Annotated in this window: 19 protein-coding genes; 8 read left to right on the top strand and 11 right to left on the bottom strand. The window is 72.2% G+C overall.

What is annotated here, in order from left to right:
- Window positions 1-89: 89 nt before the first annotated feature.
- Window positions 90-3,605 (top strand): DNA polymerase III subunit alpha, encoded by a 3,516-nt coding sequence (locus LN251_RS02580; protein WP_458242894.1) that lies wholly within the window; start codon window positions 90-92, stop codon window positions 3,603-3,605.
- Window positions 3,602-4,606, top strand: a complete 1,005-nt coding sequence (locus tag LN251_RS02575) for a DNA polymerase Y family protein (RefSeq protein WP_458242893.1) — start codon at window positions 3,602-3,604, stop codon at window positions 4,604-4,606. The genes LN251_RS02580 and LN251_RS02575 overlap by 4 nt, the downstream gene beginning before the upstream one ends.
- An 18-nt stretch (window positions 4,607-4,624) precedes the next feature.
- On the opposite strand, the gene LN251_RS02570 is transcribed toward LN251_RS02575, so the two are convergent.
- Window positions 4,625-4,999, bottom strand: a complete 375-nt coding sequence (locus LN251_RS02570; protein WP_362994268.1) for a cupin domain-containing protein — start codon at window positions 4,997-4,999, stop codon at window positions 4,625-4,627.
- 100 nt (window positions 5,000-5,099) lie between these two features.
- Between LN251_RS02570 and LN251_RS02565 the strand changes: the two genes are divergently transcribed.
- Both LN251_RS02565 and LN251_RS02560 read left to right on the top strand, forming a co-directional pair.
- Complete coding sequence (locus tag LN251_RS02565; RefSeq protein ID WP_458242892.1) at window positions 5,100-5,546, top strand: MarR family winged helix-turn-helix transcriptional regulator; 447 nt, start codon at window positions 5,100-5,102, stop codon at window positions 5,544-5,546.
- 172 nt (window positions 5,547-5,718) lie between these two features.
- Entirely contained in the window at window positions 5,719-6,579 is an 861-nt protein-coding gene (locus LN251_RS02560; RefSeq protein WP_458242891.1) for an esterase/lipase family protein, read from the top strand.
- Between the two features lie 61 nt (window positions 6,580-6,640).
- On the opposite strand, the gene LN251_RS02555 is transcribed toward LN251_RS02560, so the two are convergent.
- Window positions 6,641-7,615 (bottom strand): lytic polysaccharide monooxygenase auxiliary activity family 9 protein, encoded by a 975-nt coding sequence (locus LN251_RS02555; protein ID WP_458242890.1) that lies wholly within the window; start codon window positions 7,613-7,615, stop codon window positions 6,641-6,643.
- Between the two features lie 165 nt (window positions 7,616-7,780).
- Between LN251_RS02555 and LN251_RS02550 the strand changes: the two genes are divergently transcribed.
- Entirely contained in the window at window positions 7,781-8,230 is a 450-nt protein-coding gene (locus LN251_RS02550) for a GNAT family N-acetyltransferase (RefSeq protein WP_458242889.1), read from the top strand.
- Between the two features lie 6 nt (window positions 8,231-8,236).
- On the opposite strand, the gene LN251_RS02545 is transcribed toward LN251_RS02550, so the two are convergent.
- Entirely contained in the window at window positions 8,237-8,371 is a 135-nt protein-coding gene (locus LN251_RS02545; RefSeq protein ID WP_351574608.1) for a hypothetical protein, read from the bottom strand.
- Window positions 8,372-8,510: 139 nt separating this feature from the next.
- Between LN251_RS02545 and LN251_RS02540 the strand changes: the two genes are divergently transcribed.
- Window positions 8,511-9,152, top strand: coding sequence for a class I SAM-dependent methyltransferase (locus LN251_RS02540; RefSeq protein ID WP_458242888.1), 642 nt, complete (start codon window positions 8,511-8,513; stop codon window positions 9,150-9,152).
- 7 nt (window positions 9,153-9,159) lie between these two features.
- Here the strand turns inward: LN251_RS02540 and LN251_RS02535 are convergent, their stop codons facing one another.
- Both LN251_RS02535 and LN251_RS02530 read right to left on the bottom strand, forming a co-directional pair.
- Window positions 9,160-9,660 (bottom strand): DUF402 domain-containing protein, encoded by a 501-nt coding sequence (locus LN251_RS02535; RefSeq protein WP_458242887.1) that lies wholly within the window; start codon window positions 9,658-9,660, stop codon window positions 9,160-9,162.
- Entirely contained in the window at window positions 9,641-10,573 is a 933-nt protein-coding gene (locus LN251_RS02530; RefSeq protein ID WP_458242886.1) for an N-acetyltransferase family protein, read from the bottom strand. Before LN251_RS02530 ends, LN251_RS02535 begins: the two co-directional genes overlap by 20 nt.
- Window positions 10,574-10,645: 72 nt before the next feature.
- Between LN251_RS02530 and LN251_RS02525 the strand changes: the two genes are divergently transcribed.
- Window positions 10,646-11,017 carry a GntR family transcriptional regulator gene (locus tag LN251_RS02525; RefSeq protein ID WP_458242885.1) on the top strand — a complete coding sequence of 124 codons (372 nt, stop codon included), beginning with the start codon at window positions 10,646-10,648 and terminating at the stop codon, window positions 11,015-11,017.
- Between the two features lie 74 nt (window positions 11,018-11,091).
- Here the strand turns inward: LN251_RS02525 and LN251_RS02520 are convergent, their stop codons facing one another.
- Together LN251_RS02520 and LN251_RS02515 are read right to left on the bottom strand one after the other, a co-directional pair.
- Complete coding sequence (locus LN251_RS02520; RefSeq protein ID WP_458242884.1) at window positions 11,092-11,844, bottom strand: DUF72 domain-containing protein; 753 nt, start codon at window positions 11,842-11,844, stop codon at window positions 11,092-11,094.
- 15 nt (window positions 11,845-11,859) lie between these two features.
- Window positions 11,860-12,954: a DUF5925 domain-containing protein gene (locus tag LN251_RS02515; protein ID WP_458242883.1), complete on the bottom strand. Its 1,095-nt coding sequence runs from the start codon at window positions 12,952-12,954 to the stop codon at window positions 11,860-11,862.
- A gap of 158 nt (window positions 12,955-13,112) precedes the next feature.
- Here LN251_RS02515 and LN251_RS02510 point away from each other — a divergent pair, with 158 nt between their 5' ends.
- Window positions 13,113-14,534, top strand: coding sequence for a GH39 family glycosyl hydrolase (locus LN251_RS02510; protein ID WP_458242882.1), 1,422 nt, complete (start codon window positions 13,113-13,115; stop codon window positions 14,532-14,534).
- A 12-nt stretch (window positions 14,535-14,546) separates the two neighbouring features.
- Here LN251_RS02510 and LN251_RS02505 read toward each other — a convergent pair whose 3' ends face one another.
- From LN251_RS02505 to LN251_RS02490, 4 genes are read right to left on the bottom strand one after another with little or no spacing between them, the layout of a single operon-like run.
- Window positions 14,547-18,365: a lipopolysaccharide biosynthesis protein gene (locus LN251_RS02505; protein WP_458242881.1), complete on the bottom strand. Its 3,819-nt coding sequence runs from the start codon at window positions 18,363-18,365 to the stop codon at window positions 14,547-14,549.
- On the bottom strand, window positions 18,358-19,158 hold the full coding sequence (locus LN251_RS02500; protein ID WP_458242880.1) for a polysaccharide deacetylase family protein: 801 nt from the start codon (window positions 19,156-19,158) through the stop codon (window positions 18,358-18,360). The genes LN251_RS02505 and LN251_RS02500 overlap by 8 nt, the downstream gene beginning before the upstream one ends.
- Window positions 19,155-20,159 (bottom strand): glycosyltransferase family 2 protein, encoded by a 1,005-nt coding sequence (locus LN251_RS02495; protein ID WP_458242879.1) that lies wholly within the window; start codon window positions 20,157-20,159, stop codon window positions 19,155-19,157. The genes LN251_RS02500 and LN251_RS02495 overlap by 4 nt, the downstream gene beginning before the upstream one ends.
- A complete protein-coding gene (locus tag LN251_RS02490) occupies window positions 20,156-20,977 on the bottom strand; it encodes a glycosyltransferase family 2 protein (RefSeq protein WP_058926245.1) in 822 nt (273 codons plus the stop codon). The genes LN251_RS02495 and LN251_RS02490 overlap by 4 nt, the downstream gene beginning before the upstream one ends.
- Window positions 20,978-21,150 lie beyond the last annotated feature (173 nt).

The following is a 21,150-nucleotide window of genomic DNA, read 5'->3' as shown; positions in this document are numbered from 1 at the left end:
GCGTTCGAGAATGGGGGTATGGTGGGGAGTGTCGTCGGGAACTGATGTTCGAGAGCCGTTCGGGGCTCGCGAGTGCGCGGGAGGTGCGTGTGCCGGGTTTCACGCATCTGCACACCGTCTCCGGGTTCTCCCTGCGCTACGGCGCCTCCCACCCGGAGCGGCTGGCCGAGCGCGCCGCCGAGCGGGGCATGGACGCCCTCGCCCTCACCGACCGCGACACCGTCGCCGGCACCGTCCGCTTCGCCAAGGCCTGCGCGAAGGCGGGCGTCCGCCCGCTGTTCGGCGCGGAACTGGCGGTGGAGCCGCCCGCCCGGGTCCGGGAGGACGATCCGGTACGACGGGACAGGCGCCGCACCCCCGTACGCGGCGGCGCCTTCATCGACGAGTCCACGCCCCGCGTCACCTTCCTGGCCCGCGACGGCGCCCGCGGCTGGGCCGACCTGTGCCGCCTGATCACCGCCGCCCACACCGCCGAGGCCCTGCCCCTGCTGTCCTGGGACGCCAACCACGCCGACGGTCTGACCGTCCTGCTCGGCCCCGCCTCCGACGTCGGCCGCGCCCTGGCCGCCGGCCGCCCCGACCGCGCCGCCGGGCTCCTCGCCCCCTGGCGGGAGGTCTACGGAGACGCCCTGCGCCTGGAGGCCGTCTGGCACGGCCGCACGGGAACCGGACCCGGCTCCCTGCGCCTGGCCGCCCGCACCGTGGGCTTCGCCGCCGAGCAGGGTGTCCGGCCGGTGCTCAGCAACGCCGTCCGCTACGCCGACCCCGGCCACGGCCCGGTCGCCGACGTCCTGGACGCGGCCCGCCGCCTCGTCCCGATCGATCCCGCGGGGGAACTGGACTCCGGTGAGGCCTGGCTCAAGGGCGGCGACGACATGGCCCGGGTCGCCGAGCGTGTCGTCGAGGCCGCGGGCTTCCGGCGCGAGACCGCCCACCGGCTGCTGGAGCAGACCCGGGCCACGGCCGCCGAGTGCCTGGTGGACCCCGAGGACGACCTCGGCATGGGCTCCGTGCACTTCCCCGAGCCGCACCTGGTCGGCGCGGGCCGCCGCACCGCCCAGCGGGCGCTCGCCTCCCGGGCGGCGGCCGGGATGGTGCTGCGCGGTCACGCGGGAAAACGGGCCTACTGGGAGCGGATGCACCACGAGCTGGACATCATCGCCCACCACGGCTTCGCCTCCTACTTCCTGACGGTCGCTCAGGTCGTGGACGACGTACGGGGCATGGGTATCCGCGTAGCCGCGCGCGGCTCCGGGGCCGGCTCCCTGGTCAACCACCTCCTCGGCATCGCGAACGCCGATCCGATCGAGCACGGGCTGCTGATGGAGCGCTTCCTGTCCAAGGAGCGGGTCGTGCTGCCCGACATCGACATCGACGTGGAGTCCGCCCGCCGGCTGGAGGTCTACCGCGCGATCATCGGCCGGTTCGGCGAGGAGCGGGTCGCCACCGTCGCGATGCCGGAGACCTACCGCGTCCGCCACGCCATCCGGGACGTGGGCGCGGCCCTGTCCATGGACCCCGCCGAGATCGACCGGGTCGCCAAGTCCTTCCCGCACATCCGGGCGCGCGACGCCCGCGCGGCGCTGTCGGAACTGCCCGAACTGCGGGCGCTGGCGGGGGAGCAGGAGAAGTACGGCCGGCTCTGGGAGCTGGTCGAGGCCCTCGACGCCCTCCCGCGCGGGGTCGCCATGCATCCGTGCGGGGTGCTGCTGTCCGACGCGTCCCTGCTCGGCCGTACACCGGTCGTGCCGACCAGCGGCGAGGGGCTGCCCATGTCGCAGTTCGACAAGGACGACGTGGAGGACCTCGGCCTGCTCAAGCTCGACGTCCTGGGCGTGCGGATGCAGTCGGCGATGGCGCACGCGGTCGCCGAGGTGGAGCGGGCGACGGGGGAGCGGATCGACCTGGACGCACTGCCGCCGGCCGACCCGGAGACGTACCGGCTCATCCGGTCCACCGAGACGCTGGGCTGCTTCCAGATCGAGTCGCCGGGCCAGCGGGACCTGGTGGGGCGGCTGCAGCCGGCCACTTTCCATGACCTCGTCGTCGACATCTCCCTCTTCCGGCCCGGCCCGGTCGCCGCCGACATGGTGCGGCCGTTCATCGAGGCGCGGCACGGGCGGGCGCCCGTCCGTTACCCGCACCGGGATCTGACGGAACCGCTGAAGGGGACGTACGGGGTCGTCGTCTTCCACGAGCAGATCATCGACATCGTCGCCGTCATGACCGGCTGCGGGCGCGGCGAGGCCGACCGGATCCGGCGCGGCCTGTCCGACCCGGAGTCGCAGGGGCGGATCAAGGTGTGGTTCGCCCAGCACGCGGCGGTGAACGGATACGACGCAGAAACGATTCAGCGCACCTGGGGGATCGTCGAGGCCTTCGGCTCGTACGGCTTCTGCAAGGCGCACGCGGTCGCCTTCGCCGTCCCGACGTACCAGTCCGCGTGGCTGAAGGCGCATCATCCGGCGGCCTTCTACGCGGGCCTGCTCGCCCACGACCCCGGGATGTACCCGAAGCGGCTGCTGCTGGCGGACGCGCGGCGGCGCGGGGTGCCGGTGCTGCCGCTGGATGTGAACAAGTCGGCGGTCGCCCACCGTATCGAACTGGTGTCTGAATCTGAAGGGTTGTGGGGTCTGCGGCTGGCGCTCTCCGACGTGCACGGCATCAGCGAGGCCGAGGCAGAGCGGATCGCCCAGGGCCAGCCGTACGCCTCCCTACTGGACTTCTGGGAGCGGGCCCGGCCGAGCCGGCCGCTGGCCGGGCGGCTCGCCCAGGTCGGCGCCCTGGACGCGTTCGGCGCCAACCGCCGCGATCTGCAACTGCACCTGACCGAGCTGCACCGGGGTGCCCGGGGCGGGGGCGGCGGCCAACTCCCGCTGGCGGGCGGGCGCAAGACCGCTCCGGCCGGACTGCCGGACCTGTCCGAGGCGGAGAAGCTGAGTGCCGAACTGGGGGTGCTGTCGATGGACGCCTCGCGCAACCTGATGGACGACCACCGGAAGTTCCTCGACGAGCTGGGCGTGGTCTCGGCGCGCCGGCTGCGGGAGACCCGGCACGGGGAGACGGTGCTGGTCGCGGGCGCGAAGGCGGCCACCCAGACACCGCCGATCCGGTCCGGCAAGCGGGTCATCTTCTCCACCCTGGACGACGGGACGGGCCTGGTCGACCTCGCCTTCTTCGACGACTCCCACGACACCTGCGCGCACACCGTCTTCCACTCCTGGCTGCTGCTGGTGCGCGGGATCGTGCAGCGGCGCGGGCCGCGCAGCCTGAGCGTGGTGGGCTCCGCCGCCTGGAACCTCGCCGAGCTGCTGGAGGTGCGCGCGGAGGAAGGGCTCGACGGCGTCGCGGCCCGGCTCGCGGAGCCGCCCGCCGGGGACGACTCCGCCCCGGCGGACGGCGGCGGTTCGTCGCCGGCGCGGCTCGCCGGTTCGGACGGGCGGCCGGCGCCCGCGGGCTCCGCCGCCCGCGACCCGATGGAGGACCGGAGGATCCGCATGCCCACGGGGTACGAGATGCACCCCTGGGCGGATCTGCGCCCCGCGGGCGAAGGGCCCGCGGTGGGAAGGAAGTTGTGGCACCAGAGTCCGGGGAGTGCGGGATGACCGTTCTGTGCGTACGTTTCCAGCTGCCGCCGGAGTCCGAGGCGGCCCTGCCGGGGCTGCTCGGCCTGCTGGAGGAGTTCACCCCGGTGGTCGAGGCGCTGTCGCCGGACGGGGCGCTGGCCGATCTGCGCGGCGCCGAACGGTACTTCGGGCGCAGCGCGGTCGAGCTGGCCTCGGTGATCCGGGTCCGCGCCCTCGCCCTGCACGGCGTCGACTGCGTGATCGGCGCCGGGCCGGGACCGATGCTGGCCCGCGTGGCCCTGCGCGACGCGCGGCCCGGTGTGACGTGCGCGGTGCCCACGGACGCCGTGGCGGAGTTCCTCGCCGACCGGCCCGTGGCCGCGCTGCCCGGGGTCGGTACGGCGACGAGCCGCACCCTGTGCGAGTACGGCCTCGACACCCTCGGCCGGGTGGCGGCCGCCCCCCTCTCCACGCTCCAGCGCCTGATCGGCGCGCGGGCGGCCCGCGAACTGCACGAGAAGGCGAACGGCGTCGACCGCGGCCGGGTCGTGCCGAACGGCGTCTCCCTCCCCCACTCTCGGCTTCGCTCGAGCGGGGGGACCCCCATCCTCGCCACCGAACGCCCCTTCGCTCTGGACGAGTTGGACCCGGACCGCCATCGCCGCGCCCTGCTGTCGGCCGCCGAGGAGCTGGGGGCCCGGCTCCGCGCCCTCGACAAGGTCTGCGGCACCCTGACTCTCACCGTGCGCTACGCCGACCGCACCGCGACCACCCGCACGCGCACCCTGCGTGAGCCGACCGCGCACTCGGCCGCCCTGACGAGGACGGCGTACGCCATGTACGAGGCGCTCGGTCTGCAACGCGCTCGCGTGCGTGCCCTCGTCCTGCGCGCCGAGTCCCTCGCCCCGGCCGAACAGGCCTCCCACCAGCTCACCTTCGACCCCGTGGACGAGAAGGTCCGCCGTGTCGAGGAGGCCGCGGACCGGGTGCGGGCGAAGTTCGGACCGGGGGCGGTGATCCCAGGGGCGCTGGCGGCGTGACACCCCTGACGGGCGGGGTCAGTTGGCCCAGGGCGGAGTGAGCCGCGTGCCGTCGGCCAGCTCCGCCTCCAGGCCGATCGACGTGGTGACCCAGGAGATCGCCGTCTGGTCGGTGGGGTTCTCGACGGTGAGCGTCGCACCGGGGGTGACGATCAGTGTGTCGCCCGCGGTGATCCGGTCGGTACGGCCGTCGAGCGTGACGACCAGCTCGCCGACGAGAAGGTGGAAGATCTCCTCGCGGCTGACGGTGTGGGCGGGCGCCCTGGTGCCGGGCGGGATCTCGCCGCGCCAGGCGCACAGCTCCTTGCTGCCGGTGCGCGGGGTGGCGTACGAGACGAAGCGGGCGCCGTGGATCTCGTGGGTGACGGCCTCGGACGTGCGGATGACGGGCATGGGTCTCCTTCGACGGAAAATGGTCAAGCTCCTTGACCATCTGGGGTGCCTCCATAGTCAAGCTGCTTGACCATTTCGTCAAGGGTGTTTCAATGCCTCCGTGCACAACTCCGAGGCCATGGCCCTGTCCGCCGCCCTGCTCGCTGTCGCCGGCGAGCTCACCCAGCGCATCAACGAAGGCGTCGTCGCCCGCGGCTTCGAGGGGATGCGGCCCGCGCACGGTTTCGCCTTCACGCGGCTCGCGCCGGACGGGGCGACGGTGACCGAACTCGCCGCCCACCTCGGTGTCACCAAGCAGGCCGCTAGTCAGCTCGTCGACGAGGTCGTGCGCAAGGGGTACGTCGAACGGCGTCCGCATCCCGCGGACGCGCGGGCGCGGCTGATCGTGCTGACCGAGCGCGGTTGGGCGTGCACGCGCGCCGCGGAGGAGGCCGCCGCGGAGGTGGTGCGGGAGTGGGCGGACGTACTCGGTGAGGGTGAAGTGCGGGCGTTGCGCGATCGATTGGGGCGCATTGCGCCCTATGGTCCGATCAGGCCCGCCTGGTGACGGTTCATCGGCAGCTACCGGCGAGTCGGTTATCACTGGAAGTTTTTACTGACGCGTAACTTCACACTTCCACTACTCGTCCGTAACTTGACGAGTGAACAGCATCCTTCGTGATCCGGATCACAGGGCGTAAGGCCATCGCACCTCCCTTGAGCCGCAAGGAGATCACCCGATGCTGCCCTGGAAACGAGTGCTCAGACCCCTGGCCGCGGTGCTGCTCACCGCCGCGGTCGCCCTCGTCCCCGCCACCACCGCCCACGCCGCCACCGCTCCCACCAGCGGCTGGAACGACTACTCCTGCAAGCCCTCCGCCGCACACCCCCGCCCCGTCGTCCTGGTCCACGGCACCCTCGGCAACTCCGTCGACAACTGGCTGGGCCTCGCGCCCTACCTGGAGGACCGCGGCTACTGCGTCTTCTCCTTGGACTACGGCCAGCTCTCCGGCGTCCCCGTCTTCTACGGCCTCGGCCCCATCGACAAGTCGGCCGGGCAGCTCTCCGCCTTCGTCGACAAGGTCCTCACCGCCACCGGCGCCGCCAAGGCCGACCTCGTCGGCCACTCGCAGGGCGGCATGATGCCCCGCTACTACCTCAAGTTCCTCGGCGGAGCCGCCAAGGTGAACGCCCTGGTCGGCATCGCGCCCGACAACCACGGCACCGACCTGAACGGTCTGACCAAGCTGCTGCCCTACTTCCCGGGCGCCGCCGACCTGCTCACCGCCGCCACCCCGGGCCTCGCCGACCAGATGGCCGGCTCCGCCTTCCTCACCAAGCTCAACGCCGGCGGCGACACCGTCCCCGGCGTCCACTACACGGTCATCGCCAGCAAGTACGACGAGGTCGTCACGCCGTACACGAGCCAGTACCTGAGCGGCTCCGACGTGCACAACGTCCTCGTCCAGAACCTGTGCTCGCTGGACCTGTCCGAACACGTCCTGATCGGTCTCACCGACCGGCTCGCCTTCCACGAGGTGGCCAACGCGCTCGATCCCGCGCACGCCACCGCGACCACCTGCGCGTCGGTACTGAGCTGACGCACGAACGGGGCCCGTCCGGCCTGAGCCGCCGGACGGGCCCCGCCCCTTCGTGGCCGTCCTAGCGGCCGTGCCGTCCGCCGTCGCTCGCGCGGCGGCGTACCGAGGCGAACAGGGCGGCCGAACCGAGCGCCAGGGCGGCCGCACCGCCCACCGCGAGATACGGGGTTTCGCCGCCGCCTCCCGTCTCGGCGAGGCGCTCCGAAGCACCGGCCGCCTGAGGCGCGTTGACCGCGGTGGGCTCCGCGGACGTCGCGGCGTCCTGGTCACCGTGCCCGTGATGCTCCACCGTCGACTTGCCGGCACCCGCCTCGATCTGCGCGTCGGAGGGCGCGGAGGCGGTGGGCGCGGGCGACGAGCCGCTCTTCGCGCCCCCGCCGGCCGGCTTCGCCGCACCCCCGCCGAAGTCGACGTCCGAGCAGGAGTAGAACGCCTCCGGGCTGTCCGAGCGCTGCCAGATCGCGTACAGCAGCTGCCGGCCCGAGCGCTCGGGGAGCGTGCCGGAGAAGGTGGAGAAGCCGCCCGACGGGGCCGGGTCGGTGGCGGTCGCCACCGGGTGCTCCAGGTCCAGGTCGGACCAGGCCAGCGGCTTGGCCGGGTCGTAGCCCGCCTTGGTGAGATACACCGTGAAGGTGCCCTTGTGCGGGGCCGTCACGCGGTACTTGAAGGTGTACGACCCGCCGCGCACGCTCGTCGCCGGCCAGTCCGCGCGCGCCAGGTCGAGGCCCTTGAACTCCTCGTTGTTCGCGCTGCACAGCTTGCCGTCCGGGATCAGCTGCCGATGGCGGCCGCCGGCGTCGCCGATGCGGATGCCGTTCCAGTCGTAGAGCGCCTGGGTGCCGCCGGCCGCGACCGCCGCCCTGCAGGCGTCCGACTTCGGGCTCTCCGGGTTCTCCGCGTAGCACTGGGCGACCCGGCTGACCGGGTCGCCCATCGTCCCGTGCGCCGACGCCGGGGCGGCGGCCAGGGCGGTCAGGGCGAGCGGAGCGGCGCCGAGGGCGGCGATCGTGGCGGCCGTGCGGCGGCGTGCGGGCATGCGGAATCTCCTCGAAGCGGTCCCGGTCTGGTCGGTCCCGGTCACGAGCGATCGGGAGCCGTATCCAAGAAACCGTGAAATCGCCTGCTGAGGGCGGGTGGAAGAGATCCTTATGCTCGCGTTAAGGGAGTGCTGAGACGGAGATCAGGTAGGTACCGTGTCGGCATGGGAGATGAGCGGATCAGGGCGGCCGTCGCCTCCGACGTGCCGGCCGTGAAGGCCGTGACCGACGCCGCGTACCACCGCTACATCGAGCGGATCGGCGTGGTGCCGGTGCCCATGCGGGCGGACCACGCGGCGAACGTGGCCGCGGGCAGGGTGTTCGTGACGGGAGAGCCCGTCGTCGGTCTCGTCGTCCTGGAGGAACACGACGACCATCTGTTCCTCGACAGCATCGCCGTCCACCCCGACGCGCACGGCACGGGCGTGGGGCGACGGCTGCTGCACTTCGTGGACGCACGCGCGCGTGAACGCGGTCTCCCCGAGGTCAGGCTCTACACCAACGCGATGATGTGGGAGAACCAGAAGATCTACCCGAAGTACGGCTACGAGGTCATCGAGCGCCGGGTGGACGGCCCCTACGACCGCATCCACTACCGCAAGCGGCTCGACTGACCGCACTCAGCCGTCGGGCCACCACGTTCTCGCGATGTCCTTGCGCACCTCCGGGCGTCCCGCGGGGCGCTCGTCGGCCTCTTCCCGGACCCTGCGCGAGTCCGTCTTCTTCAGGGGCTTCTGCACAGTGGTCCGGCGCATGGCTGCCTCCTTCAGGACCTACCGAGTTCCGCGTTCTCACGGAGGTAGACCTTTCCCGGGAGAGTGACTCATCGGTGCGGGTCTGTCAGTGGCGGCTGTCACGATTCGACTGTCAGTGGCGGGTGTCACTCTTGGGCTCATGACGGATCACAGTGAAGGTCTGAACACGGCGTCCACCAGGACCGACGCGGAAGCAGGCGTGGACTGGGACGCGCAGGCGGCCTCCTTCGACGACGAACCGGACCACGGCCTGCGCGATCCGGAGGTACGGCGGGCCTGGGCCCGGAGGCTGGAGTCCTGGCTGCCGGCGCGCGCCTGCGACGTGCTGGATCTCGGCTGCGGCACCGGCAGTCTGTCGCTCCTCGCGGCCGAGCGGGGACACCGCGTCACCGGCGTGGACGGCTCGCCGGCCATGGTCGCTCTCGCGCGGGCCAAGCTGGCCGGCCGTGACGCGGTGTTCCTCGTCGGTGACGCGGCCGTGCCCCCGGTCGGCGAACAGCGCTTCGACGTCGTCCTCGTACGGCACGTGCTGTGGGCCCTGCCCGACCCGGGCCGGGCCCTGCGGCACTGGCGCGGCCTGCTGCGGCCGGGCGGCCGTCTCGTGCTGGTCGAGGGGGTGTGGGGGACCGTCGACCCCGCCGGCATACCGGCCGACGACCTCACGGCCCTGCTCGCGCCGCTCACCGGTGACGTCCGGCTGGAGCGGCTGTCGCAGGAGGCGGCGCTGTGGGGCAAGGAGGTCGCGGACGAGCGGTACGCGGTGGTGGCGGTCCTGGAGTAGGGCGGGCTCAGGCCAGGAGCGCGTCGAAGCCGTCGCCGCGGGCCAGCGCCTCGAGCTCCTCCAGGGCGGCCACCGCGGCGGCCGCGGCCTGCGGGTCCGTCTCCCGCAGGCCGCTGTCCGCGAACTCGTCCTCGTCCAGACGGCGCACGTCCCGGCCGTCGGCGGACCGCCACAGGTCCAGGTCGAGGTCCTCGACGACCAGTTCGGAGCCGGTGAGGACGGCCGGGCGAGTGACGTCGCAGTACCAGCCCTTCAACGCCCCCGCCCCGTCACGGACCTCCTTCACCGCGTACCACCGGTCCCGCCAGTAGTACTCGGTGAAGACGTCGCCCTCCTCGAAGCGGACGAAGCCGAAGTCGCGCGTGCCCGTGCCCGCCCAGGGGGCGCGCACCGCGATCCGGGTGCCGTCGTCGCCGAGCAGCCCGGCGCCGTAACGGATCTTCGTGCGGCCCGCCTTGACGAGGACGACGGTCAGCCGGCCCTCGGGATCAGCCGAGTTCGCGGACATAGCGCACCTCCGACGCGACGATCTCGTACCCGAACCACTTGTTGATCGCGAGCATCGGACCGTTGTCGCTGTCGTTGCCGGTGTGGGCCTCCCGGAAGCCGGCCGCACGGGCGCGGTGCAGGGAGGTGTTCTTGGCGAGCTTGGCCAGTCCGCGGCCGCGGTGGGCGCGGGCCGTGCCCGTCATCGCGGTGGCGTAACGGCCGGTGGGACCGTCCGTGTAGGCGACGCTGAAGGCGGCGGGACGGCCGTCGACCAACGCGACCGTCGTCAGCTCCCGGTTCAGTGAGGGGTGGTTCCAGGTCTGCTCGATCCAGGCCGCGTAGTCCGTCATCTCGGTGTCGACGTCGCTCGGCTCGTCCGACGCCGTCTCCGCGTCCAGCTCGAAGAGCGGCCGCGGATCGTCCGCGAAGTCGGCCGCCGAGCGCAACTCCACGTCCGGCGGCGGCGATTGCAGCGGTGGCAGGGCGCGGGTGGTCAGGTCCAGCCGCAGGAAGTGGGCGGAGCGGCTGGGCCGGTAGCCGTGCCGCTCGGCGAAGGCGCGGTTGGCCGGCTCGTCCAGCACCCAGGCCAGCAGCTTCGTCGCGCCGTGGTCCGTCAGATGCCGCTCGGCGGCGCGCACCAGGTGCGTGCCCGCGCCGCGGTGGACGCGGTCGGGGCGTACGTAGATGTTGAGCATGCCCTGGCCCGGCTCGGGACTCTCATGTGCCAGGTGGACCTGGGCCGTGCCGGTCACCTCGCCGTCCACCTCGGCCACCAGGGACCTGAAGCGGGCCTCGGCGGGGGTGTGGGCGAGGTGGTGGAGGATGGCGGCCGGGGTCCACAGGATGTACGGCAGGGCGAGGTGCCGGACCCGGGCGAAGGCCTCGACATCGGTGGGGTCGTCGGGGCGCAGGTCACGCACGTTCACTGTCATGTGGGCGCACGCTACGTGGGGGATGCGACCGGGCGCGCCTCATTTTCCGGCGGGTGCGGGACAATCGGGGGCGTGACCTTGAAGATCCACATCGACGACAGCGCGCCGCCCTTCGAGCAGGTGCGGGTGCAGATCTCCGAGCAGGCCCGCTCGGGGGTACTGCCCGTGGGCTACCGGCTGCCGACCGTGCGGGGCCTCGCCGAGTCGCTGGGCCTGGCGGCCAACACGGTCGCCAAGGCCTACCGGGCGCTGGAGAGCGACGGAGTGATCGAGACGCGGGGGCGCAACGGAACGTACGTGGCCGCCGCCGGGTCGGCCGCCGAACGGGAGTTGGCGTCGGCCGCGCAGGCGTACGTCGAGCGTGCCCGCCGGCTCGGGCTGGCGGAGGCGGACGCGCTGGCGGCGGTGCGGGATGCCTTGCGGGCCGGGTACGGGGAGGTCTGAGGCCGGGTCCGGCACCGCCGGAGTACGCCGTCGTGACCGGTCGCCGTCGGGGCCGGAAGCCACGTGGGGACGGGTCAAGGTGTGCGGGTGACGGCCAGCTCCCTCGCGCGCGCCGCCCTCGCGAACGTCGCCGCGTCCCGCACCGCCGCTCCCGTCGGGTCGTTGTTGAAGTACGCGTACACGTCGTCGTCCGCCGACCAGGTGCCGGCGATGCGGTCCACCCAGGTCTCCAGCGCTCGCCGGCCGTAGTGCGGCCAGGCCCGGGCGCGGCCCTGGTGGAAGCGGACGTAGCCCCAGTCGGCGGTGCGCCACAGCGGGGTCGCCGGGCGGGAGAGCACGTCCGCCCAGCACAGGGCCGCGCCGCGCGCCTGGAGCACCTTGCGGACCTGAGGCGTCCACCACGACTCGTGCCGCGGCTCCACCGCCACCCGGGTGCCCGGCGGGAAGCAGCCCAGGCACGCGTCCAGCAGCCCCGCGTCGGCCTTCAGCGTCGGCGGGAGCTGCACGAGCACCGGGCCCAGCCGGTCGCCCAGGCCCGCCGCGTGCGTCATCAGCCGCTCGACCGGTTCCTCCGGGTCGCGGAGCCGCTTGATGTGGGTCAGGAAGCGGCTCGCCTTGACCGCGACCACGAAGTCCGGCGGCACCCGCTCGCGCCAGGCGGCGAAGTTCTCCCGCGTCGGCAGCCGGTAGAACGCGTTGTTGAGCTCCACGGTGGCGAAATGCCCGGCGTACTCCTCCAGCCACAGCCGCGTCGGGCACCCGGCGGGGTAGAGCACGCCCCGCCAGTCCTTGTACTGCCACCCCGACGTTCCGACCAACAGGGTCATACCTCCATCAAAACACTAGAGGTACAGCCCGGCGTCGGCTCCGTCCCGCTGGTCCGGCAGGGACGTCGGGGACGTTCCGCGGCGCAGTGCGTACAGCTCGGCCAGGGTCGCGCCCTCGCGGCCCACGCCCTCCTCGGTGCCGAGCCAGCCGACCGCCTCGCGGTGGGTCAGCCTGCCGACCTCGATCCGGGCCAGGCAGCGGCCGGGGCGCACCACGGCCGGGTGCAGGCGCTCCAGGTCCTCGTTGGTGGTGACACCGACCAGGACGTTGCGGCCCTGGCCCAGCAGGCCGTCGGTCAGGTTGAGCAGCCGGGACAGGGCCTGGCCCGCCGTGTGCTTCGCCTCGCCGCGGATCAGCTCGTCGCAGTCCTCCAGCAGCAGCAGCCGCCAGCGGCCCTTGCCGGTCCCGTCGTCCTCGCCGATGGCGATGTCCATCAGATAGCCGACGTCGCTGAACAGTCTCTCGGGGTCCAGGACGCAGTCCACCTGGCACCAGTCCCGCCAGGAGCGGGCGAGGGTGCGCAGCGCGGAGGTCTTGCCCGTGCCGGGCGGGCCGTGCAGCAGGAGCAGACGGCCTGCGATGTCCTCCGGCGTCGTCTTCATCAGGCGGTCCATGGCGTCCGCCACCGGCGCCGTGTAGTTCTCCCGGACCTCCTCCCAGGTGCCCGCGGAGATCTGCCGGGTCGTGCGGTGCGGGCCGCGCCTGGGGGAGACGTACCAGAAGCCCATGGTGACGTTCTCCGGCTGGGGCTCGGGCTCGTCCGCCGCGCCGTCGGTGGCCTGCTCCAGGACCTGCTCGGCCAGTTCGGCGCTGGTGGCCGTGACCGTGACGTCGGCGCCCCGGTTCCAGCGGGAGATCAGCACGGTCCAGCCGTCGCCCTCCGCCAGGGTGGCGCTGCGGTCGTCGTCACGGGCGACCCGCAGCACCCGGGCGCCCTGCGGCAGCAGCGTGGCGCCGGAGCGGACACGGTCGATGTTCGCCGCGTGCGCGTACGGCTGCTCGCCCGTCGCGAAACGACCGAGGAACAGCGCGTCGACGACGTCGGACGGCGAGTCGCTGTCGTCGACGTTGAGCCGGATCGGCAGCGCGTCGTGTGGGTTCGCAGACATGGCGCCCATGATCCGGCACGGAACCGCCCCGTGCACCCGGTTTCCGCGGTGCGCCGGGAGGGAGACGCGGGGCCGTTGTGTCCCCTCCGTCCTGTTACAGGACTGTGGATTCACGACATCTGCCCCAGGTGGCGTTCATCCCGATACTGTTGCCCTCGATGGGACGTCATGGGTGGACTTCGGGGGCTCGGCGGTGGCGGCTCACCGCGCTGCTCGGCGTGGGCATGGCCGCACTCGCACTGATCGTCACCCTGATCAACACGCTTCCGGACAACGGCGGCAGCACCCGGGGAACCTCGAAGAACGGCGCCGCGGTGCACGGCACCCCGGTGACCCCCAAGGACCAGGACGCGCCCGACGTCGGCTGGGGCTTCACCCACACCCAGTACAGCGCCGACGAGGGCGACCCGGCCGCCACGGACCGGGTCGAGAAGCTGGTCTCGAACGCCGGCGGGCTGCCCCAGGACCAGGCCCTCATGGGCTGGGGGGCGGACAACCCCGAGCCGGTGAAGGGGCGTTACGACTTCGGTGCCATGGACCGCCGCATCGACTTCATCCGCAGGTCCGGCGGCACCCCGGTCGTCACCCTGTGCTGCTCCCCGGACTGGATGAAGGGCGGCAAGGCCGGCGTCGACAACACGAACTGGAGCCTGTCCGCGCTGGAGACGGCACCGCTGCCCGAGCACTACGCCGACTTCGCCGCGCTCGCCGCGACCGTCGCCCGCCGCTATCCGGACGTGCGTCACTTCGTCGTCTGGAACGAGTTCAAGGGGTTCTGGAGCGACACCAAGGGCCGCTGGGACTACGAGGGGTACACCAAGCTCTACAACCTCGTCTACAAGGCCCTGAAGAAGGTCGACAAGAAGATCATGGTCGGCGGGCCGTACCTGGTGATGGACAGCGTCGACCCGCGGGCGGACGAGGCGTCCAAGACCTTCAAGGGCCCGTGGGGCGCCATGGACCAGCGGGTCCTGGAGGCCTTCGACTACTGGAACAAGCACAAGGCGGGCGCCGACTTCGTCGTCGTGGACGGCTCCAGCTACACCAACGACGACGAGATGCTGCCGAACGAGTTCGCGGCCACCGACAAGCTCACCGCGGTCGGCAGGTGGGTGCGGCAGGAGACCGGCAACCTGCCGCTGTGGTGGGCCGAGTACTACGTCGAGCCCGCCGACGGCAAGGACGAGCGCAACGGCTGGTCCGAGCCCCGCCGGGTCGCCGTCCAGGCCGCCGGGATGATCGCCATGGTCAAGGGCGGCGCCTCCTCCGGCTTCTACTGGAACCCGGAGGACGAGAAGGGCGACGGCTGCGCCGGGTGCCTGTGGACCCCGACGGACAGCGCCGACGGGGGCCGCAAGCTCCCCATGTTCGATCTGGTCTCCCGCTTCAGCCAGGAGTTCCCGCCGGGGACGAAGTACACCACCGTGTCCGTCGCCGCGGACGACGTGCCCAACGTCCGCGTCCTCGCCACCGACCGGACCGTTCTGGTGGTCAACACCCTCGGCCGGTCCATCAGCGCCAAGATCGACGGCAAGCGGTTCGACATGCAGGCCTACGAGGTGCGGTGGCTCGGGCGCTGAGCCACCGCACGCTCAGTTGATCGTCAGGAACCGCTGGACCAGTGAGGCCAGCAGCACCGCCAGCAGCGGCAGCGAGAACCAGAAACTGCTCTGCAGCCGGCGCAGTTGGCGCACGCTCGGCCGCGTCGCGACCCGGACGACCTCGCGGGCCGTCAGCAGCACGATCAGCGCCAGGGCGGCCAGCGCGCCGACGATCGACCACGGCGTCCAGGTGATCTGCGGCCCGATCGGACCGGGGGCGGGCTTCGCCACCGCGCCCGCGGGCTGTTTGCCGAGGGTGTAGACGGTGGCGTCGGAGTTGACGTAGACCTTCTTCAACTCCGGCCGCCGGTCCAGGTTCTGGATCAGGCGCGGCCCCCAGGTGGGGGAGTAGCCTACGTCCATCCGCAGGTACGTCAGCTGGCTCTCGTTGATCATCAGATACGAGTTCGGGCCCGCGTCCCTGAGCGCCTTGACCAGACCGGACACCAGGACCGGGTCGGCCGGTGCCAGGGTCGGCACATAGTTCACCCGCTCCATGTCCTTCGTGCCCCACGGCATCGCCGGCGTCACGTCGTTGACGGTGTCGTTGCTCAGCCACAGCAGGCGCACGGTCGGTCTGTCGTGCGCGTACACGTAGTCCATGGCCGCGACCTCGCCGGGCCGCACCCGCTCGAACGGCTCGTTGCCCCAGCGGGCCACCAGGAAGCCTCCCACCAGCAGCAGTCCCGCCATCAGCGCGGCCAGCGGAGCCAGGCTCACCCGGTCCTTGTCCCGCTCCTCGGCGGTGACACCGGTGCGCGGGAACAGCGCGAGACCGGCCAGCAGCGCGGCGCCGGGCACGGCGAACATGAAGACGCGCAGCGCCATCTCACCGCCGTACGACTGCATCCCGAAGCCGAGGAACGGCACGAACGTCAGCACCAGCAGCGACCGTTCGCGGTACTTGTGGTCACGCCGGCGCCACCAGCCCCAGCAGGCGAACGTCATCACACCGCCGGCCAGCAGCACCCGCGTGTACAGGACGAGCTTGTGCGTGGAGTCGCCGCCCTGGATGCGGCCGGAGACGGACGTCGAGACGTTGCTGCCGACGCCGCCGACGCCGCCGAACAGGTCGTCGAAGTGCCCCGACCAGTACGGCTCCGCCATGAAGCCCAGCCAGACGGCGACCAGCACGGCGAACAGGATGGGCAGGCCGCGCAGTTCCGACCTGCCGGCGACGACGAGCGCCGCGAGCACGCCCAGCATCACGAACGGGGTGAGCTGGTGGGCGGGGACGCTCGCCGCGAACAGGCCGATCAGCACCCCGAGCAGGACCGCCTTCTGACGGCGGTCCGTCGGCTCGACCTCCGCCTCGCCGGGCCGCAGCTTCGTCCAGATCACGCGCGGCGCGCGGAACCAGACCAGCAGGATCGCGACGAAGGCCAGGTAGAGGAGGTAGGTGAAGCCCTGCGGGGAGAAGTAGTCCTGGCCGACCCAGCCGCTGAGCACGAAGATCCAGATGCCGGTCCACTTGGCCCGCCAGCTCGCCCGCATCGAGCGCACCAGCAGGAACATCGGCGCCAGATAGAGGAGTTGGATGGTCAGCGGCCACCAGCGGATGATCTCCGTGAAGTCCGTGACCCCGCAGGCCCGGCCGACGAACGCGGCCACCGCGAAGAAGCCCGGCCAGCTCCAGCGGGCGTCCAGATCGGGCACGGCCGAACCGGTGCGGTCGATGTAGTCCAGGAAGCCCAGGTGCTGGTAGGCCGTCGGGAACCGCGGCTCGGTCTCCAGCACCGCGGGCAGCGCGTGCAGGGACACGACGGTCGCCAGCAGTGTGATCAGCAGCAGTGCCTTGTGCTCGCGGCCCAGCCACAGCAGCGAGGCGAACACCGTGACCAGCAGGGCGGCGCCGACGAGGGTCGGCAGCGGCAGGACCGAGATCAGGCCCAGCCCGCCCATGCCGTTCAGGTCGGCCTCGCCGAGTCCCAGCGCGGGCACCCAGTACAGCAGCAGCGCGGCGGCCAGCGCGCCGCCGAGGACGAGCCCGGCGCGGGTGGGGTGCAGGCGCTCACGCCAGGGGAGGGACGGCGATCGCGCTTCCCGCGCCGGGGGCTCCTCGCCCGCGGCTCTCTCGGCCGGCTCCGTCGTGGGCGCGGCCCCGAACGGTGCGTCCACCTCGACCTCGGCCGGCCCCCGCGAGGCCTCCGCACCGGGCTCCCGGCCCCACGTCAGGCTCGGCCCGCCCGCCGGGGCGGCCGGCTCCAACGGCAGCCCCACCTCGGGTTTCCTCGCCCAGGCCGGCCGGTGATCGACCCGTGCCACGGGCGTTCCCGTGGGCGGGGTCCCCGGTCCCGGCCGCACGTCCGGCCGGCGCTCCTGGTGGTCGAAGTCGACGTGGATGCCGAGCGCCAGGGTGTCGGTGTCGAGCGCCCAGCCCGGGCCGCGCCGGCGCGCCTTCTCGGTGATCGGGACGGTGGCGGTGCCCAGGTCGGCGAGGTCCCCGTCGGGTGCCGCGTCCTCGGGCACGTCGGCCGGGGCCGCCTTCAGGGTGCGGTACAGCTTCGGCGCGGCGAGGGTGACGATCACCGCGAGCGAGGAGATCTCGGCGACACCGGCGCCGGTCAGCCCCATCCGGGGCAGCAGAAGCAGCGTCAGGCCGAGCACCAGGACGCACAGCAGGCCCTGCATCCAGGCGAGTCCGCCGGTGCGGCTCTGGGCGCGCAGGACCGCGAAGTACGTCTCCATGACGACCCGCAGCAGCGCGCCGATCGCGAACAGGCGCAGCAGCGGGGTGGCGGCGTCCGCGTAGCCCTGCCCGAAGACGCCGAGGATCCACGGCGCTCCGACGAACATCAGGCCGCAGATCGGCAGCATGATGCGCGCCATCCGCTTCAGCGCCGCACGGGTGTTGACGGCCAGCCGGGCCGGGTCGTGCGAGCCCTCGACGGTCAGCGAGGCGCCCATGTTGATGGCGAGCAGATTGACCGTGCCGCCGATGGTGGTGGTGATGTAGAAGTACGCGTTGTCCTTGGAGCTGACCTGCGAGGCGATGATCACCGGGACGAGGTAGACCACGGCGAGCGAGAACAGCGAGCCCGTGTAGTCGCCGGCGAGGAACCTGCCGATCTCCTTCACGTTCGGCGGACGGGCGTGGTCCTCGGTCGTCTTCACATGCCGGGGCACCAGACGGCGGAAGACCAGCCAGCCCAACGGCACGACGGAGGTGGCGATCGCCGCGACCCAGGAGACGAAGACGCCCGTGGTGGGGATCGCCGCGGCGAGTGCGACCAGCAGGACCAGCTTCACCCCCGAGAAGACGGTGTTGCCCACCGGCACCCAGGGCGCGCTGCGCAGCCCGGTCAGCACACCGTCCTGCAGCGTGAGCACGTTCCAGGCGACGACGGCCGCGATGAAGCCGAGACCGTGGACGGGCCCGTGCAGGAAGCGGTAGGACGGCCCCCAGATGTTCAGGGTGAGCAGGAAGACGATCGCGGCGAGCGACACGATCAGCGAGCTGCCCGCGTAGGTGCGGAAGATGAGGCGGCCGGTGCTCCGTCCGGCCACGGGGATGAAGCGGGCCAGGGCACCCGTCAGGGTCACCGCGGTCAGCCCCGCGAGGAGCTTCATCGCGGCGATCGCGGCCGAGCCCTGGCCGACGGCGGAGTCGGAGTAGTAGCGGGCGGCGATGAGCCAGTAGCCGAGGCCGAGGACGGCGGAGATACCGGTGTTCAGCATCAGCGCGTAGGCGTTGCGGAACAGCTGGCTGCCGCCGGCGCCCATGCCGGGCAGGCGAAGGCGGCGCCCCGGCTGCTCGGGCGCCTCGCTCGCGGACTGCGGCTCGGTGGACGTGGTCGTCGTGTCAGACACGGGAACGGCTGGCCTTCCGGCGGACCTGGCGTGCTCTGCGGACCATGGCGTAGCCCTTGGTGAGGGCATGGTCCCTGGCGAAGGTGCGGGCGATGCGGCGGCCCTCGACCAGCCGCTCGAACTCCTCGATGCCGGTGCCGCGGCGCATGGTGACCCGCTGCAGGGCATAGGGCCCCTGGCGGCGGCGCGCGAGGCGGTTGCCGACGGCCAGCGCCTGGGCGTAGCCCGTCTGCCGGACCGCCTCGCGCACCCGGCGGCTGGAGTAGCCGTAGGGGTAGGCGAAGGAGACCGGGGCGGTGCCCAGTTCGCCGGTGACGAGGTCGCGGCAGTGGATGAGCTCGTGCCGCAGCCGCTCGTCGTCGAGCTGGTCGAGCTGCGGGTGGGTGTGGCTGTGGCCGCCGATCTCCACGTCCGCGGCGGCGAGTTCGCGGACCTGGTCCCAGTCGAGCATGGTGTCGAGGGCGCCCCCGGTGTCGTACGCGCCCCTGAGCCAGCCCGTGGAGACGAACAGGGTGGCGGTGAAGCCGTGCTTGGCGAGGACGGGCAGGGCGTGCCGGTGCACGCCCTCGTAGCCGTCGTCGAACGTGATCAGCACCGGACGCGGCGGCAGCGGGCGCCCCGAGCGCCAACGCGCCGCCAGATCACCGGTGCTGACCGGGGTCAGCCCCAGGTCGTCGATCAGCGCCATCTGCTCGGCGAACGCCTCCGGCGCCACCGACAGCGCGCGGGTGGCGTCGTTCGGCGCGGTGGCGACCGAGTGGTACATGAGAATCGGTACGGCCTCTTCGGTCATGAGCTCCCCCCTCGATCATGAGCCGCTCCCTCGATCGCGGCGACGGAGAAGGACGCTCCGCCGCGACGGACGCGCACGCTCCCCACCACGTACCCCCCGGCCGCGGTCAGCACCCCGGCGACGATCGCCCCCGCCCGGCCGGCCCCGCCCGGCCTGGCCAGCACGGCGTCGCGCAGCCCGCGCGCCACTCCGGCCGGCAGCACACGTGTCGCGTACCGCCGTTCGGACTCCAGTCCCTTGTCCGCGCCCACACTGCGCGCCACGAGCGCCTTCGACAGGCCCTCGGCGTACGCGCGCGTGCGGAAGTACCCGAAGTGCTCGCGCGCCTCGGGCACCCGGTGGTGGATCACCGCGCGGTCGTCGATCAGCAGGATCGCGTCGGGTCTGGCCCTGGTGAGCCGGATGCACAGCTCCGTCTCCTCGCAGCCCAGCGGGCGCCGGTCGCCGTCGCGTCCGATGCCGGTGGCGAATCCGCCCGCCGCGTCGAACGCCGTACGGCGGAACGAGGCGTTCCCGCCGAGGACGTTGCGCACCCGGACCAGGCCCGTGGGCAGGCCCCTGTACGTGCAGCCCACCACCCAGTCGAACTCCTCGGGGAACCAGGCCGGCCGCCGCCCCGACGCCCAGATGGGCATCGTCCGGCCGCCGACGGCCATCACCCGGGGGTCGGCGTACCCCTCGGCGAAGCGGCGCAGCCAGTCCCGCTCGGCCACGGCGTCGTCGTCGAGGAAGGCGATCACCTCGCCGCGCGCGGCCGCGATACCGGTGTTGCGGCCGGCGGACAGTCCACGGGGGCCCGCGTTGGCGAGCACCCGCACCTCGTCGGCTTCCTTGTACTCCTTGGCCAGCCGCTCCAGCAGGGCCGGATTGTGGTCCACGACCAGCAGGGTCTCCAGAGCGGGCCGGGACTGTGCCCGCACCGACGAGACCGCGGCGAGGATGTCCTCCCAGCGGTCCTCGGTGTAGACGCAGATCACGACGGAGACGCCGAGATCGCTCAAGACACCTCTCCCCGCACCGAGTCGAGGAGCGGCGAGTGATGTTCCTGCCGGCGCAGCTCCTTGCGGTTGGACCGTTCCTTGAGGATCACCTTCAGCACGCGGATGCCGTCCCGGACGGCGCGCAGGTTGCTGGTGCCGTGGATGCGGAGGTACTCGTGGCTGGGTATCTCCTGCACCTTCAGGCCGGCCTTGACCACCCGGATGTTGATGAGGGTCTCGATCTCGAAGCCGGTGCAGTCGAGGGAGATCTTGTCGAGGCAGTGCCGCCAGAACGCGTTGTACCCGTAGCACAGGTCGGTGTAGCGGGCGCCGAACTTGCGGTTGACGATGGTGCACAGCGCCCAGTTGCCGAGTTTTCGGATGAAGGTCATGTCGTCGGTGCCGCCGCCGTTGGCGAAGCGCGAGCCCTTGGCGAAGTCCGCGCCGGAGACCAGGGCGGAGACGTACGACACGATCTCGTTGCCGTCGGCCGAGCCGTCCGCGTCGACCATCACGATGATGTCGCCGGTGCACGCCTCGAACCCGGTGATCAGGGCGTCTCCCTTGCCCTTGCCCCGCTGCTCGACGACCTTCACCTTGGGCCACAGCTCGCGGGCCACGGCGACGGTGTCGTCGGTGGAGTTGCCGTCCACGAGGACGACTTCGTGGATCCAGTCGGGAAGCGTCTTGAAGACGTAGGGAAGGTTCTCCGCCTCGTTCATGGCGGGGATCACCACGCTCACCGGCGGCGCGATGGCCAGGTGGGTGGAGATCGGCCGGTACTTGTCGGCTGTTGACGGCCCGTGGTTCGTGGCCGCCGGCCGAAGAACAGAACTCATGAGTCTTGGTCCCTCTCGTCCGGTGGACCGCCCGCCCCCGGGCGGCCCGGATCTGTATCCGGTTCGAAAGGGGGGTTCACGCCTACGGCATGACGAGATGGAGCTACGTGCACGCCGAGGCGAGCTGGCAAAGCTGGCCGCCTGCCGCAGGGCAGCAGCCGGTCGCGCGGCAC

This window comes from Streptomyces sp. MAI_2237 (assembly GCF_054189285.1).
Note: the sequence above shows the minus strand (reverse complement) of the source record. Positions and strands in the feature narration are given on the sequence as shown.